At 61.1% G+C, this 15882-nt stretch carries 13 protein-coding genes; 9 read left to right on the forward strand and 4 right to left on the reverse strand.

What is annotated here, in order from left to right:
* Positions 1-115: 115 nt before the first annotated feature.
* A complete protein-coding gene (locus E4M07_RS10715) occupies positions 116-2665 on the forward strand; it encodes an EAL domain-containing protein (protein WP_246660410.1) in 2550 nt (849 codons plus the stop codon).
* A 43-nt stretch (positions 2666-2708) separates the two neighbouring features.
* On the opposite strand, the gene gloB is transcribed toward E4M07_RS10715, so the two are convergent.
* Complete coding sequence (gloB, locus tag E4M07_RS10720) at positions 2709-3479, reverse strand: hydroxyacylglutathione hydrolase (RefSeq protein WP_136658286.1); 771 nt, start codon at positions 3477-3479, stop codon at positions 2709-2711.
* Between the two features lie 133 nt (positions 3480-3612).
* Between gloB and E4M07_RS10725 the strand changes: the two genes are divergently transcribed.
* The gene (locus E4M07_RS10725; protein ID WP_136658287.1) at positions 3613-4368 is read left to right on the forward strand and encodes a class I SAM-dependent methyltransferase; all 756 of its coding nucleotides are present in this window, start codon (positions 3613-3615) and stop codon (positions 4366-4368) included.
* A 9-nt stretch (positions 4369-4377) separates the two neighbouring features.
* Here E4M07_RS10725 and phaR read toward each other — a convergent pair whose 3' ends face one another.
* Positions 4378-4968 (reverse strand): polyhydroxyalkanoate synthesis repressor PhaR, encoded by a 591-nt coding sequence (phaR, locus tag E4M07_RS10730; protein WP_136658288.1) that lies wholly within the window; start codon positions 4966-4968, stop codon positions 4378-4380.
* A 343-nt stretch (positions 4969-5311) separates the two neighbouring features.
* On the opposite strand from phaR, the gene E4M07_RS10735 reads away from it, so the two are divergent.
* The 7 genes from E4M07_RS10735 (at position 5312) to E4M07_RS10765 (ending at position 14258) form a co-directional block, all read left to right on the forward strand.
* The gene (locus tag E4M07_RS10735) at positions 5312-6493 is read left to right on the forward strand and encodes an acetyl-CoA C-acetyltransferase (protein WP_136658289.1); all 1182 of its coding nucleotides are present in this window, start codon (positions 5312-5314) and stop codon (positions 6491-6493) included.
* Positions 6494-6551: 58 nt separating this feature from the next.
* On the forward strand, positions 6552-7277 hold the full coding sequence (locus tag E4M07_RS10740; RefSeq protein ID WP_136658290.1) for a beta-ketoacyl-ACP reductase: 726 nt from the start codon (positions 6552-6554) through the stop codon (positions 7275-7277).
* A 652-nt stretch (positions 7278-7929) separates the two neighbouring features.
* Entirely contained in the window at positions 7930-11115 is a 3186-nt protein-coding gene (locus tag E4M07_RS10745) for a helicase-related protein (protein WP_136658291.1), read from the forward strand.
* A gap of 5 nt (positions 11116-11120) precedes the next feature.
* The gene (locus E4M07_RS10750) at positions 11121-11504 is read left to right on the forward strand and encodes an RNA-binding S4 domain-containing protein (RefSeq protein ID WP_136658505.1); all 384 of its coding nucleotides are present in this window, start codon (positions 11121-11123) and stop codon (positions 11502-11504) included.
* 236 nt (positions 11505-11740) lie between these two features.
* On the forward strand, positions 11741-12079 hold the full coding sequence (gene fdxA, locus E4M07_RS10755) for a ferredoxin FdxA (RefSeq protein WP_136658292.1): 339 nt from the start codon (positions 11741-11743) through the stop codon (positions 12077-12079).
* 418 nt (positions 12080-12497) lie between these two features.
* The gene (locus E4M07_RS10760) at positions 12498-13082 is read left to right on the forward strand and encodes a CarD family transcriptional regulator (RefSeq protein ID WP_136658293.1); all 585 of its coding nucleotides are present in this window, start codon (positions 12498-12500) and stop codon (positions 13080-13082) included.
* 315 nt (positions 13083-13397) lie between these two features.
* Positions 13398-14258, forward strand: a complete 861-nt coding sequence (locus tag E4M07_RS10765) for an RNA polymerase factor sigma-32 (RefSeq protein ID WP_246660411.1) — start codon at positions 13398-13400, stop codon at positions 14256-14258.
* Between the two features lie 64 nt (positions 14259-14322).
* Here the strand turns inward: E4M07_RS10765 and E4M07_RS10770 are convergent, their stop codons facing one another.
* Together E4M07_RS10770 and E4M07_RS10775 are read right to left on the reverse strand one after the other, a co-directional pair.
* A complete protein-coding gene (locus E4M07_RS10770) occupies positions 14323-14988 on the reverse strand; it encodes a GntR family transcriptional regulator (protein WP_136658294.1) in 666 nt (221 codons plus the stop codon).
* 33 nt (positions 14989-15021) lie between these two features.
* Positions 15022-15750, reverse strand: coding sequence for an arylmalonate decarboxylase (locus E4M07_RS10775; RefSeq protein WP_136658295.1), 729 nt, complete (start codon positions 15748-15750; stop codon positions 15022-15024).
* Positions 15751-15882: the final 132 nt, after the last annotated feature.

Raw genomic sequence — 15882 nt, forward strand, 5'->3', positions numbered from 1 at the left:
TATGCGTGTCCCTCCAGCAACCCGGCAACGTGCCATCGCTTCCATTCTGAAGCCGACACGTATTTCCACGGCGATTGCTTTGGTGGTCATCGTGATATGCGGATACTTCGCCGATATGCTCAATCAGCGTGCGATTGAGCGTCACCGGCGCACCGAAGTGATGAGCGAGGCGAACCTCATACGGACAAGGCTCGAGGGAAATATCAACGGCAACATCCAACTGGTGCGCGGTCTGGTTTCGACCATCGCAACCGAGCCTGACATGACGCAGGATCGATTTGCCGAACTCGTCGGGTCACTTCTGAAAAACCGCTCCCAGCTGCGCAATATTGCCGGCGCCCCAAATCTCATCATATCGCTCATGTATCCCCTGGAGGGGAATGAAAGGGCGATCGGTCTCGACTATCGACGCAATCAGGCGCAGCGCGACGCTGCCCTGAAAGCACGGGATCTCAATGAATTGATCCTTGCCGGACCTGTAAATCTGGTGCAGGGCGGTCAGGGGTTTATCGGGCGTTTGCCCGTTTTCGTCGATGGCCCGGACGGCACAAGGACATTCTGGGGCATCGTGTCCGCCGTCGTGGATGTTGAGAGGCTCTACCGCGACAGCGGACTTCTGGACGTGAATCTGCCGATTGACATCGCCCTTTTCGGCAAGGATGGACTCGGTCCGGACGGCCAACAGTTTTACGGTCCCGACGTCAGAATGTCCGATCCGGTCAACGTCGAAATTTCCTTGCCCTGGGGTTCTTGGATGCTGATGGCCGCGCCAAAAGGCGGGTGGGCCGCGCCAGCCGCGGAAATCTGGTGGATGCGTCTGGCAATTCTGATTGCGGGCATCCTTATTCTGGTTCCAATCCTGGTCACCGGCAGGCTGATAGAGGAACGACAGCGCCATGCCTCCGAGGCGCGCAGACGTAAAGCCCAGCTGATGCGCCTTTCACGGCGATTGGAACTGGCGCTCGATGCCTCCAAGGTCGGTGTTTGGGAACTTGATCTTGTAACCGGCAAACTCGTCTGGGATGCCAGGATGAACGAGCTTTATGGTTATCCGAACGATGACGGGGAACGCACATATAAGCACTGGCGCGACGCCCTGCATCCCGATGATGTGGCCAAGGCAGAGCAGGAGTTCCGAAAGGCAATCGACGTCAAGGGACGATATTACTCCAATTTCCGCGTCAGGCATCCCGGCGGCGACATCCGCAATATCCGCGCCATCGGCGCGGTCTATGAAGAGTCCGACGGTTCGTCCCGGATTGTCGGCGTCAACTGGGACGTGACCGCTGACGTCGCCCTAAACGAGGACCTTCGCAGGGCCAAGAAACTGTCGGACGCCCGCAATGCCGAACTGGAGGCGGCCAAGGCTCATATCGAGTACAATTCCCTGCATGATCCGCTGACCAACCTTCCGAACCGGCGTTACCTGGACAACGAATTAAGCAGGGTCGGCGGCGCGTATTCCTCCAATTCGGCGATGTTGCATATCGATCTCGACCGCTTCAAACAAATCAACGACACGCACGGGCACAGCGCCGGAGACGCAGTCCTCGTCCATGCCTCGAAGGTTCTGACATCGAACATTACGGAATCCGATTTCGTCGCCCGGATCGGCGGAGACGAATTTGTCATCTTCTGTCGCACGGCTGAAAACAAGGAATACCCGATAGAACTGGCCGAGCGGATAATCGACGAGATGAAGCGCCCTATTTCCCATGACGGGCACCAGTGCCGGGTCGGGGTCAGCGTTGGTGTCGCGCGCAACGAAGAAAATCTCTTTACCCCGCACCAGCTCCTGATCAACGCCGACATCGCCTTATACCGGGCCAAAAATCTCGGCCGCAACCGCTATGAAGTCTTCACGCCGTTACTGCAGATAGAGACAATCCGAAACAAACGCATAGCAGATGAAATCCTGTACGGTATCGAGCGCAACGAGTTCGTTGCCTATTTCCAGCCGCAGTTCGACGCGCAGTCTCTCGATCTGGTCGGCGTGGAGGCTCTGGTGCGCTGGCACCACCCAACCGAAGGTGTTCTGGCGCCGGATTATTTCATGAAAATCGCCGAGGAACTGCATGTCATTTCTCAGATCGACAGATCTGTACTGCTGCAATCGACCCGGCTGTTCAATATGTGGAAGGTCGCCGGCATGACGCTGCCGAAGGTCTCGGTCAACGTGTCGTCAAAGCGCTTGCATGACGAGGGACTAATAGAGGAAATCAAGGGCATCGAATTCGAACCGGGAACCGTGTCGTTCGAGCTGGTGGAATCCATTTTTCTCGACGATTGCAATGACGTTGTGAAATCGAACATCGATCAGATCAAGGAACTGGGCATCGACATCGAGGTCGATGATTTCGGAACCGGTCATGCTTCGATCGTTAGTCTGCTGCAGTTGAAACCGCGCCGGCTGAAGATCGACAGGCAATTCGTTGCTCCGATCGTCAGTTCGAGCGCGCAGCAGAATCTGGTCGCTTCAATCATCGATATCGGCCGTTCCTTCAACATCGAAGTGGTCGCGGAGGGCGTCGAAACGATGGAGCACGCAAGCATCCTGCGCGATTTGGGTTGCAGTATTCTGCAAGGCTATGCCTTTGCGCCCGCCATGCTGCCAGACGATCTGATCCGTATGTTGCGGGTCAAGAAACCGGTCCATGCGTCCTGATTGGCCTTTGCCGGGCCTTCGCTGCAGGGAATGATCAGCTCATTCAGAAACTGTCCTTGCGGCGGCGGATTTCGGCAAACACGTCGGCGTCGGAGGCGTCCGTCATGGCGAGTTGTGCCCGGATATCCGGATCGGACGGGCGCAGGAACGGGTTGGTCGCCTTTTCGAGACCGATCGTTGTCGGCAGCGTCGCCATGCCGGCGTTGCGCAGCCGGGCAATCTCCTCGGCCCGGCTTGCCAGCGCCGCGTTCTTCGGGTCGACCGTAACGGCGAAGGCCGCGTTCGCAGCCGTGTATTCGTGGCCGCAATAGACGATCGTCTCGTCCGGCAGGGCGGCGAGGCGCTGCAGCGCGGTGTGCATCTGTTCGGGCGTGCCTTCGAAGATACGGCCGCAGCCGAGCGCAAACAGCGTGTCGGCGGCGAAAAGCACCCCTGCCTCCGGCATGTAGTAGCAGACATGGCCGAGCGTGTGGCCGGGCGTTTCGATCACATCGACCGCGAGGCTGCCGAATTGGAAGCGGTCACCGTCGGACACGGTCTCGTCGATCCCGGGTATCTTTGCGGCCTCGGAGGCCGGCCCGAAGACATTTGCGCCGTAGCGCTCCTTCAAAGCCGGAACGGCCTCGACGTGATCGAGGTGATGGTGGGTGATGAATATGTGATTCAATCCCCAGCCCATGCGTTCCAGTGCCTCGACGATGGGCGCTTCCTCCGGCGCGTCGATCGATGCCGTCACGCCGGTCTTCGCATCATGGACGAGTACGCCGAAATTGTCCTGGCGGCACGGAAACTGCTCGATCTTGATCTCAGCCAATCTTTCCTCCCGGTCTCTTGCTTCAGCCGTTGTATAAACAAAGCCTGCCGGCCTGTTAACGCCAATTCGAACGAAGCGCGATAACAGCCATACAACGCTTCAAATCGCGCGCCCGACGCACTAGGTTTGCCCCATGCACACCGATATCGTCGATTTACGGCAGTTTTACCATACGCGGCTCGGAAAGCTTGCGCAGGAGGCCATTGGAATGGCGCTTTCGTCGCTGTGGGCCGAACTGCCCGGCGAGCGCCTCATGGGTCTCGGGTACGCCGCGCCCTATCTCGACCGGTTCCGGGGCGATGCCGAGCGCACATTCGCTTTCATGCCCGCCGGCCAGGGCGCCATCAACTGGCCGACCCTGGAAGCCTCCGCCACGGCGCTGGTCTTCGACGAGGAACTGCCGCTGCCGGACGCCTCGATCGACCGCATCCTGATGATCCATTCGCTGGAATATGCGGAGAACCCGCGCGAAACACTGAAGGAAGCCTGGCGGGTGCTGGCGCCGGGCGGGCGGCTGGTGATCGCGGTGCCGAACCGGCGAGGCGTGTGGGCGCGGCTGGAGCATACGCCCTTCGGTTCGGGAACGCCCTATTCCCGCAACCAGATCACCGAACTGCTGCGCGAGGCCAGTTTCACCCCGGGCGCATTTGCCGAGGCGCTTTTCTTTCCGCCGTCGCGGCACAAGGCGATCCAGAGCATGGCGCGCACGACCGAGCGGCTCGGCAGGCGCTATTGGCCCTTCTTCAGCGGGCTGGTGATCGTCGAGGCGCAGAAGCGCCTCTATCAGGGGCTGCCGGTGGCCGAACGGGCGTCGCGCCGCGTCTTCGTGCCGGTGCTCGCGCCGCAGGGCGCGTCGCGCACCAGCCGAACCGGAATCAGCGGTTCATAGATCCCGGCCTTAGCCGTCCATGGAGTCGAGCTTGTCCTGCAACGCCCGAAGCTGGTCCTTCAGTTCCTTCAGGTCCTTGCTCTCGGCCTTCGGCTTTTCGTCCTCGGCGGGCTTGGCATCCGTTGCCGCGAAGGGCGAGAACATCTTCATCGCCTGCTGAAAGAGCTCGGTGTTGCGGCGCACCTGCTCTTCCATCATCTGCATCGGCATCTGCATGTTGCGGGCCATCGGCGTTTCACCGAATGCCTTGGTGATCTGCTCGCGCATCTGATCCTGCTGGGCGGTGAAGGCGCTCATCGAGTGTTCCAGATAGGAAGGCAGGAGCATCTGCATCTGATCGCCGTAGTAGGAAATCAGCTGGCGCAGAAACGACACCGGCAGCAGCGTGTTGCCGGTCTTCGATTCCTGCTCGAAAATGATCTGCGTCAGAACCGAATGCGTGATGTCATCGCCGGACTTGGCGTCGAGGACGACAAAATCGTCGCCGTTCTTGACCATGACCGCCAGGTCATCGAGCGTCACATAGGTGCTGGTGCCCGTGTTGTAGAGCCGACGATTGGCGTATTTCTTGATGACGATTTGCCCATCAGCCTTGGCCATGCATGCTACCTCCCTGCCGGCATATGCCGCGTTGACGCCCCTTTCGGAACCCCCGGCTGAGGATCCCTGACGGGAAGAACTGTATTTTTTGTCCCGGAGCCGACGTCAAGAAAAGCCTGTAAATTCCGGTACGCGCAACAAGATGATCATGAGTGCAGGCAAAAGTATAGCATTATTTCAAGTGCTTTGTGCAATGCGGCGAGCGCGGCGGCCCAAAGCCGGCTGAGCCGCGCAGGACAAGGAATTGCGCTTATGCTGCAGGTGCGTTTGACTTCCGCGGCAACCTGCTTCAATTTCATTGATGACACGATCCCGGATCACATCCAACCTTCAGGGAAGACCTATGACAAATCCAGCAATCGTTATAGCCAGCGCGGCCCGCACGGCCGTCGGCTCGTTCAACGGGGCCTTTGCAACCGTCCCGGCACACGAACTCGGCGCAACGGCAATCTCCGGCGCTCTCGAACGCGCCGGGGTCGATCCAGCCGATGTCGACGAGGTGATCATGGGCCAGATCCTTCAGGCCGGCGAAGGGCAGAATCCGGCTCGCCAGGCAGCCATGTCTGCGGGCGTTCCGCAGGAGGCGACGGCCTGGGGCCTCAACCAGCTGTGCGGCTCGGGGCTGCGCGCGGTCGCGGTCGGCATGCAGCAGATCGCCACGGGCGACGCGTCGATCATCGTTGCGGGCGGACAGGAATCCATGTCGATGGCGCCGCATTGCGCGAACCTGCGCGCAGGCCAGAAGATGGGCGATCTGAAAATGATCGACACGATGATCAAGGACGGCCTGACCGACGCCTTCTACGGCTACCACATGGGCAACACGGCCGAGAACATCGCCCAGCGCTGGCAGCTCACCCGGGAAGAGCAGGACGAATTCGCCGTGGCCTCGCAGAACAAGGCCGAAGCCGCCCAGAAGGCCGGCCGGTTCAAGGACGAGATCGTTCCCTTCACGGTGAAGACGCGCAAAGGCGACATCGTCGTCGATCAGGACGAGTATATCCGCCACGGCGCCTCGATCGACCAGATGGCGAAGCTTCGCCCGGCCTTCTCCAAGGAAGGCACGGTCACCGCGGCCAACGCCTCGGGCATCAACGACGGCGCTGCGGCGGTCGTGCTGATGAGCGAGGAGGAAGCCAGCAAGCGCGGCATCACCCCGATGGCGAAGATTGTCTCCTGGGCGACCGCCGGCGTCGATCCGCAGGTGATGGGCACAGGCCCCATACCGGCATCGAAGAAGGCGCTGGAGAAAGCCGGCTGGTCGGTTTCCGACCTGGAACTCGTCGAGGCCAACGAGGCTTTCGCGGCGCAGGCCTGCGCGGTCAACAAGGACCTCGGCTGGAATTCCGAGATCGTCAATGTCAACGGCGGCGCCATCGCCATCGGCCATCCGATCGGCGCTTCCGGCGCGCGCGTCCTCAACACGCTGCTCTTCGAAATGCAGCGCCGCGACGTCAAGAAGGGCCTCGCCACGTTGTGCATCGGCGGCGGCATGGGCGTTGCCATGTGCGTCGAGCGGCCTTGAACGAAATCAGCAGGGCGGCCGGCGGGCCGCCTTTGTTCCTTAGCACTGGGGAGATGTCATGAGTAAAGTCGCAATCGTAACCGGCGGGACCCGCGGTATCGGAGCCGCCATATCGGTCGGCCTGAAGGATGCCGGATATTCCGTCGCCGCCAACTATGCCGGCAACGACGAGAAGGCCAACGCCTTCAAGGAGGAAACCGGTATCCCCGTCTACAAGTGGGACGTTTCGGATTATCAGTCCTGTGTCGACGGTATCGCCAAGGTCGAGGCCGACCTCGGGCCGGTTGAGGTCCTGGTCAACAATGCCGGCATCACCAGGGACACGATGTTCCACAAGATGACACCGGAAAACTGGAACGACGTGATCAACACCAACCTGACGGGCCTGTTCAACATGACCCACCCGGTCTGGCCGGGCATGCGCGACCGCGGTTTCGGCCGGGTGATCAACATTTCCTCGATCAACGGCCAGAAGGGCCAGATGGGCCAGGCCAACTATTCCGCCGCCAAGGCCGGTGACATCGGCTTTACCAAGTCGCTGGCGCAGGAAGGCGCGGCAAAGGGCATCACCGTCAACGCCATCTGCCCGGGTTATATCGGAACCGAGATGGTCCGCGCCGTTCCCGAAAAGGTGCTCAACGAGCGCATCCTGCCGCTGATCCCAGTGGGACGCCTGGGCGAGCCGGAGGAGATCGCGCGCTGCGTCGTCTTCCTGGCATCGGACGATGCCGGTTTCATAACCGGCTCGACCATCTCCGCCAATGGCGGGCAGTATTTCGTCTGATCCGGGTTCAACCGATGTTGCGAAACGGCGCCCGGCGGGCGCCGTTTTTGTTTTGTGATTCGCGGGCGCCTGGCCGTTCCGGGAACGGGGCAACGGACCGATGACAGGCGATTTGCCCGAAACGTTAACACGCTGAGCCTCTCCATGCTTTCAAACCGTATCCAGTTCACCGGCTAACTAGTGGCGCGCGTGCAAATCAGCCCCCATATCTTGTGAGAACAGATCCGGAACCTTTGCAGGTCAGCGATTCGTCGCCGATTCGTTCCGCTTTTGGTCGTATTCCTAACGGACCCGGCGATTTTTCGCGACGCGCCGATTAAGCGATTGTTAAGAATATATCCGTGTTTACAATCGGTTAACCATAACGCCCGCGCTCTGGCCCAGGCGGCCGGGAATTCGTTAACGGGCCGACCGGTTATTGCGTGCCGCGGGCAGCGGACCGGGACGACGGGATTCAGCATATTGTGGCTTGCGGGCCGCGGAACGGAATATTTTGCCGTGAACAAAACCTGAATCGGCTTGAGTCAGCGATTCGTCGCCGATTCGTTCCGTCCCTGTTCCAAATCTTAAAATCGGCCATGAAAATTGCAGTGTTCCGACCCATTTGATGTGCTAAGGCAGCACCGTTCAGTTCACAGATGTTTCCCAATAGATGCAGCAGAACCCCTCCCAATCCAACCAGCCCTTTGTCTTCAGTGGCCGCGGCGTGACGGCGGTGCTCGGGCCGACAAATACCGGCAAGACCCACTATGCGATCGAACGCATGGTGGCGCACAGGAGCGGGGTAATCGGCCTGCCGCTGCGGTTGCTTGCGCGCGAGGTCTATGAACGGATCTGCGTCAAGGCCGGTTCGGCCAATGTCGCGCTCGTCACCGGCGAAGAGAAAATCGGCCCGAAGGACGCGCGCTACACGGTGTGCACGGTCGAGGCGATGCCGAAGGAGACGGATGCCGAATTCGTCGCCATCGACGAGGTTCAGCTGGCCGGCGATCTCGAGCGCGGCCACGTGTTCACCGACCGCATCCTCAACCTGCGCGGCCGCGAGGAGACCCTGTTGCTGGGCGCCGCCACCGTCAGGGGCATCCTGGAGAAACTGCTGCCGGGACTGACCGTCGTCTCCCGGCCGCGGCTGTCGCACCTCGCCTATGCGGGCGCCAAGAAGATCACGAGGCTTCCCCGGCGTTCGGCCATCGTGGCGTTTTCGGCTGACGAGGTCTATGCGATCGCCGAGCTGATCCGCCGCCAGCGCGGCGGTGCGGCCGTGGTCCTCGGGGCGCTGAGTCCACGCACCCGCAATGCCCAGGTGGCGCTCTACCAGCAGGGCGATGTGGAATACCTGGTTGCGACCGACGCCATCGGTATGGGGCTCAACCTCGACGTCGACCACGTCGCCTTTGCGCAGGACCGCAAATTCGACGGCTACCAGTTCCGCAGCCTCAATGCGGCGGAGGTAGGCCAGATCGCCGGCCGGGCGGGCCGGCACATGCATGACGGGACATTCGGCGTAACCGGCCGCGTCGACCCCTTCACCGACGAACTGGTGGAGCGCGTCGAGGGGCACGAGTTCGAGCCGCTGAAGGTGCTGCAATGGCGCAGCAAGCAGCTCGATTTCAGCTCCGTGCGGTCGCTGTGCGCCAGCCTCGATGAAGCGCCGACACTCGCCGGCCTCAGCCGGGCGCTGCCGGCGGTTGACCGGCAGGCGCTCGATCACCTTGCACGCGATGCCGACATCGCCGGGCTGGCGACCGGTCCGCTGGCCGTCGAACGGCTCTGGGATGTGTGCGCGCTGCCCGATTACCGCAAGATCACGCCGGCCCAGCATGCCGACCTGATCGCCACAATCTACAGCGACATCGTTCGGCACGGTTCCGTGCGCGAGGACTATGTCGCCGAGCAGGTGCGCAGGGCCGACCGGACCGATGGCGAAATCGACACACTTTCGGCACGAATATCGCAAATAAGAACGTGGACTTATGCGTCGCACAGGCCGGGATGGCTGGCGAATCCGTCACACTGGCAAGAAAAGACGCGCGAAATCGAGGATCGACTGTCGGATGCGTTGCATGAAAGGTTGACGAAACGCTTCGTTGACCGCAGGACATCAGTGCTCATGAAGCGGTTGAGAGAGAACGCGATGCTTGAAGCTGAAATTGGTGTTGACGGCGATGTCTTTGTCGAGGGGCATCACGTGGGGCAATTGAACGGGTTCCGTTTCACGCCCGACGCGAGCGCCGAGGGGCCGGACGCGAAGGCCGTGCTGGCGGCAGCGCAGAAATCGCTGTCGCTGGAATTCGAGGCGCGCGCCGCACGTCTGCACGCATCGGGCAACGGCGATTTCGCGCTCGGGTCCGACGGCTTCGTGCGCTGGATGGGCGATCCGGTCGCACGCCTGACGGAAAGCGACGAGGCGCTGAAGCCGCGTATCGTGCTGCTTGCCGACGAGCAACTGTCGCAGCAGGCGCGCGATGTCGTAACCGCCCGCGTCGAACGCTTTGTCGGGTTCCAGATCAGCTCGATCCTCAAACCGCTGGAGGATCTCGCCGCGGCCGAGGACCTCGAAGGCCTGGCCAAGGGGCTCGCCTTCCGCCTGGTCGAAGCTTTCGGCATCCTTTTCCGCCGCGACGTTTCCGCCGACGTGAAAGCCCTGGATCAGGATGCGCGCGGCTCGCTTCGCCGCTACGGGGTGCGCTTCGGCGCCTATCATGTCTTCATGCCGGCGCTCTTGAAGCCGGCGCCGGCCGAGCTGATCACGCTGCTCTGGTCGCTGCGCAATGACGGCTTCGAAAAGCCCGGATACGGCGAGATCACCGGCGCGCTCGCGGCGGGCCGCACCTCCATCGTCACCGACCCGTCCTTCGAGCGGGAGTTCTACCGGCTCGCCGGTTTCCGCTTCCTCGGCAAGCGCGCCGTGCGTATCGACATATTGGAAAGGCTCGCCGACATCATCCGGCCGCTGCTGCAGTGGAAGCCGGACACGGGGCCGCGTCCTGACGGGGCCTATGACGGGCGCCGTTTCGTGACGACACCGGCCATGCTGTCGATTCTCGGTGCCACACCCGACGACATCGAGGAAATCCTCAAGGGCCTCGGTTACCGGGCCGACGAGGCCAGCGCCGAGGAGGTCGCCGCCCATTGCGCCGAGCTTGATGCGAAGGTTGCCGAAAGTGCCGGCAAGGCCGGCGAGGATGCGCCGAAGGCGCCGGACGCCGAACCGGAGAAATCCGGCGAGAGCGAACCGGTAAAGGTCGAAGAGCCAAAGGCCGACGCGAGTGAGCCTGCCGAGGCCAAACAGGACGACAAGCCCGCCGAAGCGGACGACAAGGCAGTGGCGGAATCTGCTGCCGATGCCACCGGCGCTGCCGATGCCGCCGGCGCTGCCGATGCCGCCGGTGCTGCCGAGGCTGCGGGCGGTGCCGAAGCAGCCGGAACCACTGAAACCGCCGACGCTGTTGAAGCCGCCGAATCCACCAGCACCGCCGGATCTGCCGATGCCGCCGAAAGCAATGAGGCGCCGTCCGATTCCGAAAAGAAGGACGAAGAGGCTGCCGAACCCCCGAAACCGGTTCTCCTGTGGCGCCCGGCCGGCCGTACCGACGGCAATCGCGGACGCGGCCGACAACAGCAGCACAAGCAGGGCGCCGGGCGCGGAAAGAACCGCGGCCATCAGCGCGACGGCGAACGCGGCGGGTACAAGGGCAAGGCCGGTTTCAAGGGAAAGCCGAACAAATCCGGCAAGAACGGCGGCTTTTCGTCGCGTCCGCCGCGCCGCGACAAGCCCGTCGATCCGGATTCACCGTTCGCGAAACTGGCTGCATTGAAGGAGCAGCTCAACAAGTGATCGCGATGACCGAGAGCCGGCAACGCATCGACAAGTGGCTGTTTTTCGCGCGGATCGTCAAATCGCGCTCCCTTGCCGCAAAGCTGGCACAGGCGGGCCGTGTGCGCATCAATGGCGATAAAATCGATCAACCGAGCCGGATGGTCGTGCCCGACGACGTGCTGACCATAGCGCTTGACCGCAAGGTTCTGGTGCTGAAGGTCCTGCAACCCGGCACGCGGCGCAGGCCCTATGCCGAGGCGCGGCTGCTTTACGAGGACCAAAGCCCGCCGCCGGCGGCCCGTGAGAGGGGGCTGGCGGCTCTGCCTCCCTACCGGGAAGCCGGCAGCGGCCGGCCGACCAAACGGGAACGGCGGCAGCTGGACAAGTGGAAATCTGCCGGCGACTAGCGACTGTCGCGCGCCGGGTGCGACAATTTGTAACAGACGCAAGATCGTCCGCGCTCCGCCGCTTTGACGACAGTGATTTGCTCACGGGCGGCAGAAAAATTAGAACGTCGTTTCTGGAAGAAAGGCGCGGTGCCATGCGACACCGTGCTGTATAAGCGGCAGTCTTGCCAAGGCAAAACAAAGCCGCTACCTGAACGTCGGACCAACAACAGACGAAGACCCACCCGGAGCCGTCCATGACATATATCGTCAACGACAACTGCATCAAATGCAAATACACGGACTGTGTGGAGGTCTGTCCGGTCGACTGTTTCTACGAAGGCGAGAACATGCTCGTCATTCATCCGGACGAGTGCATCGATTGCGGGGTTTGCGAGCCGGAATGCCCGGTCGAGGCGATCAAGCCGGACACCGAACCGGGTCTTGAGAAGTGGCTCGAAATCAACACCGAGTTCGCGGAGAAATGGCCGAACATCACGATCAAGAAGGATGCGCCCGCCGATGCCGAGAAATATGACGGCATGGAAGGCAAATTCGAGAAGTATTTCTCGGCCGAGCCCGGCGAGGGCGACTGAGCGGATTCATGTCCCTTTCGTGCCCGGTTTCGGCCGGTCCGGCGGGGTCACCTTGAAAATGTTCATGAATTAACCAATATTGTGATTGGTGCTTGCAGCGCTATTGTGCAAGTGCGGCAAAACATTGATTCGCGCTGTAATTTGTGGTACTTATATAGAACTGACCATAGGCAGGTTCTATGAGCCTGTCGGGATTGCCACAATCACGGAAGAAAAACATCCCCGCGAACCGACGTTCTTTTGGCAGCAGCTTGATTGTCCGGCTGTCAGTTATGGACGGATGTTGATTGTCCGGATGTGCCATCGGCCCCGATCATTCGAGGCGGACGGACCGCAGTTAAAGGTCCGACCTTGACGTCAGTCCAACAGTACCCAACCCGGCGGTCTCCGGGACTGTAATAGGGAGTATAAAAAACGTATGACAACCCAGCAGAAAAAGTCTTCTCAGCGTCAGGGTTTCAAGACCAACGAGTATATTGTCTATCCGGCCCATGGTGTCGGCCAGATCGTGGCTATTGAAGAGCAGGAAGTCGCCGGCCACAAGCTGGAGCTTTTTGTTATCGATTTCGAAAAAGACAAGATGCGGCTCAAGGTTCCGGTTGCCAAGGCGTCCTCGATCGGCATGCGCAAGCTCGCCGAGACGGACTTTGTCGACCGTTCGCTCAAAGTTGTGCAGGGACGGGCGCGGATCAAGCGCACCATGTGGTCCCGCAGGGCGCAGGAATATGATGCGAAAATCAACTCCGGCGACCTCATCTCCATCGCCGAGGTCGTGCGCGACCTTTATCGCGCGGACAACCAGCCGGAGCAGTCCTATTCCGAGCGTCAGCTTTACGAGGCGGCTCTCGACCGGATGGCGCGCGAGATCGCGGCGGTCAACAAGCTTTCGGAAACCGAAGCGGTGCGGCTGATCGAGACCAATCTCAACAAGGGTCCGAAGCGCGGCAAGGCGGCCAGCGACGACGGCGCCAATGACGGTGAAACCCAGGAAGCAGCCGCCTGATCGACCGGTCGGCCGGGGTTCACCGGAAAGTGAACGCGGCGTCTGTGCGACGCTGAATCCGGCAAATTGATGCGAAGACCCGGTCAATGACCGGGTTTTTTGCGTATTTTACTCAGGTTTTTCTGATTCGGAAACGATTGGTTCCAAATCGTGAACACAGCGTTTCCTTGTAATTGCGGTGATCCGCACACACGATTGTTACGTAGGGATAGAGCGTTTGCCCGTAGTATTGGGGCGTAGCGGGTCCGCATATCTCCGGCCCATCGGAAGAGACGAGTTGAGCGTTTTTCGAAAACATTCAATCAGGAGTGCGATATGAGCGGAGTTCGTGCTGGAAATGACATGATCAAGGCTGCCATGGCGGCGCCTTATCTCGACCGCGAAGAAGAGCATGAGCTTGCGGTCCTTTGGAAAGAGAAGAAGGATCAGGAGGCCCTGCACAAGATCGCGACGGCCCATATGCGGCTTGTCATCTCCATGGCAGCGAAATTCCGCAATTTCGGCCTGCCGATGAACGACCTCATCCAGGAAGGCCATGTCGGCCTTCTGGAGGCGGCCGCGCGGTTCGAGCCGGATCGCGACGTGCGTTTCTCGACCTACGCCACATGGTGGATCCGCGCCTCGATCCAGGACTACATCTTGCGCAACTGGTCTATTGTGCGCGGCGGCACGAGTTCGGCGCAGAAGGCACTGTTCTTCAACCTGCGGCGGCTGCGCGCGAAATTGTGGCGCAGCAACGAGAACATGGGTGAAAGCGCCATTCACCAGGAAATCGCGCTGGCGGTGGGCGTCAATGTCAAGGATGTCGCCGTCATGGACGCGCGGCTCTCGGGTTCCGACACGTCGCTCAATGCGCCGGTCTCCGATTCGGAGGCACCGGGTTCAGACCGGATCGAATTCCTTAAGAGCGACGATCCGCTGCCAGACGAGCAGGTCGGCATCATCATCGACCAGGAACGCCGCTCCGAGTGGATCAGGTCGGCGCTCGACAAGCTCAATCCGCGCGAGATGAAGATCATCCAGGAGCGGCGGCTGAGCGAGAACGGCGCGACGCTGGAAGCGCTTGGTACCAGCCTCGGCATCTCCAAGGAACGGGTGCGCCAGATCGAAAACAGGGCGCTGGAGAAACTGAAGGTCGCGCTCGAAAAAGACGCGCCGGCCATCACCAACCTCTGACCGGCACCGCGATAAGCGGTCAATTCAGCAATCAGGCCCCTGCCGCTCTGCGGCGGGGGCCGTTTCAGTTGAACAGGTACGTTTTTATCCTGGCATATCCATAGCCGATGTGGATGCGCTGGATGTGCCCGACGGCGGTCAGGTCGCGCCGGCGGAGCGCGGTGACAAGATCCGCGAGCTCTTCGACAAGCGCATGCGCGACCTCGGGACCGACTTTCTCGGCGACCTTGTACCAGGTGCTTGCGGCCTGGTAGTAGGTCTGGCGCCAGAAGGACCGCAGGACGGCATTGCCGATCAAATCGGTGATCAGCTGGTTGAGCCGGTGATTGATGACGACATATTGCCTTTCGTCGAAATCGCCGACCAGCTGCTTCGCCTCTTCGAGCATGATTTCGGCGCGTTCGATATGCGAATCCAGGACATCGGCCGGGCTAACCGCGCCGATAAGCGGGGCGAGCTGCAGGCGCATCTCGTAGACCTGGGCGATCTGCCGGTCCGAAAGCTTGACCACCACCGTGCCGACGCCGTTGCGCGATTCAATCAGCCCGAGGTGGCTGATGCGGCTCAGGGCGTCCCGAACCGGCGTGCGGCTGACGCCGAACTCGGCTGCAAGGCCGGCCTCGCGCAGCTGGTCGCCCGGCTGGTACTGCAGAAAGCAGATGCGTTCCAGGATGATGTCCTGCAGGTCGGCCGCGCCCTGGCGTCTTTCGTCGTGTTCCGGCATATCCATGCTTATACCGGCCTTTCCTCCGGCGTTCCCCGATCAGTTGGCCAATAGACCACCGTATCCCCCGATTTTGTCATCGATACCGGCCAGCCGCAGCATGTCCCACATCAGCGCCTGGTTCGAACAGATCACCGGTTTGCCGATTCGCCGCTCCAGGGCGTCGACAATATCGAGGCTGCGCAATGCGCCGCAACTGATGAACAGCGCGTCCGTATCGGGCGTGTCGAGGCCGGCGGCAAATTCCGCGATGTAATCCGGCCGGACGCGGATCATGTCGCTGTCCTTTTCAAGATTGAGGCCCGCGATCGCGGTGACCTCAAAACCGCGATTTGCCAGGTAGTCGCACTCGCGGCGGTTGATTTCGTCGAGATAGGGCGTTGCGACGGCGATCTTGCGCGCACCGACATGGCGCAGCGCCCTCATCACCGAGGTGATCAGCGACGTCGGTTCCGCTGCCGGCGCGCCCTTCTTCAGCTGTTCAAAAACCCGGTCCTCGCCTATGACGAGGCTGCCGGAGGTGCAGGCATAGGCGATGACGTCGAGGCTCCCGTCGGGCAACAACGTGGACGCGGCCCCGGCCAGGTCGCCAGCCTGGGCCGACAGGCTCTCGATCGTGATGCTGTCGGGAATGGCGGCGCGCGTGAAATGCAGTCCGACGCCGTCGGGGCCCAGGCGGAACATGTTCTCCTCGATGGTCTGTTCGGTCGCCAGGAGCACGAAACCCAGCTTGGCGCGGGGGTGTTGTCCGTCGTCGAAGATCTCCATTCAATGCCCCATTGCTGTACACAAATAGATCGCCACTAGTCTTCTAATCGCATAATTATACAGATTGACAGCTTAGCTGTACATAGCTAAGCGTTGGCGTGAGGATAGAACGAAAGCTGCGCCGAAAACGGA

This window comes from Nitratireductor sp. XY-223, assembly GCF_004959855.1.
Taxonomy (GTDB): domain Bacteria; phylum Pseudomonadota; class Alphaproteobacteria; order Rhizobiales; family Rhizobiaceae; genus Hoeflea_A.

Excerpts from the sequence above, each read along its gene's own strand:
- E4M07_RS10715 (WP_246660410.1), top strand. The coding sequence starts at position 116 with ATGCTCAATCAGCGTGCGATTGAGCGTCACCGGCGCACCGAAGTGATG.
- E4M07_RS10725 (WP_136658287.1), top strand. The coding sequence starts at position 3,613 with ATGCACACCGATATCGTCGATTTACGGCAGTTTTACCATACGCGGCTC.
- phaR (WP_136658288.1), bottom strand. The coding sequence starts at position 4,968 with ATGGCCAAGGCTGATGGGCAAATCGTCATCAAGAAATACGCCAATCGT.
- E4M07_RS10735 (WP_136658289.1), top strand. The coding sequence starts at position 5,312 with ATGACAAATCCAGCAATCGTTATAGCCAGCGCGGCCCGCACGGCCGTC.
- E4M07_RS10740 (WP_136658290.1), top strand. The coding sequence starts at position 6,552 with ATGAGTAAAGTCGCAATCGTAACCGGCGGGACCCGCGGTATCGGAGCC.
- E4M07_RS10745 (WP_136658291.1), top strand. The coding sequence starts at position 7,930 with ATGCAGCAGAACCCCTCCCAATCCAACCAGCCCTTTGTCTTCAGTGGC.
- E4M07_RS10750 (WP_136658505.1), top strand. The coding sequence starts at position 11,121 with ATGACCGAGAGCCGGCAACGCATCGACAAGTGGCTGTTTTTCGCGCGG.
- fdxA (WP_136658292.1), top strand. The coding sequence starts at position 11,741 with ATGACATATATCGTCAACGACAACTGCATCAAATGCAAATACACGGAC.
- E4M07_RS10760 (WP_136658293.1), top strand. The coding sequence starts at position 12,498 with ATGACAACCCAGCAGAAAAAGTCTTCTCAGCGTCAGGGTTTCAAGACC.
- E4M07_RS10765 (WP_246660411.1), top strand. The coding sequence starts at position 13,398 with ATGAGCGGAGTTCGTGCTGGAAATGACATGATCAAGGCTGCCATGGCG.
- E4M07_RS10770 (WP_136658294.1), bottom strand. The coding sequence starts at position 14,988 with ATGGATATGCCGGAACACGACGAAAGACGCCAGGGCGCGGCCGACCTG.
- E4M07_RS10775 (WP_136658295.1), bottom strand. The coding sequence starts at position 15,750 with ATGGAGATCTTCGACGACGGACAACACCCCCGCGCCAAGCTGGGTTTC.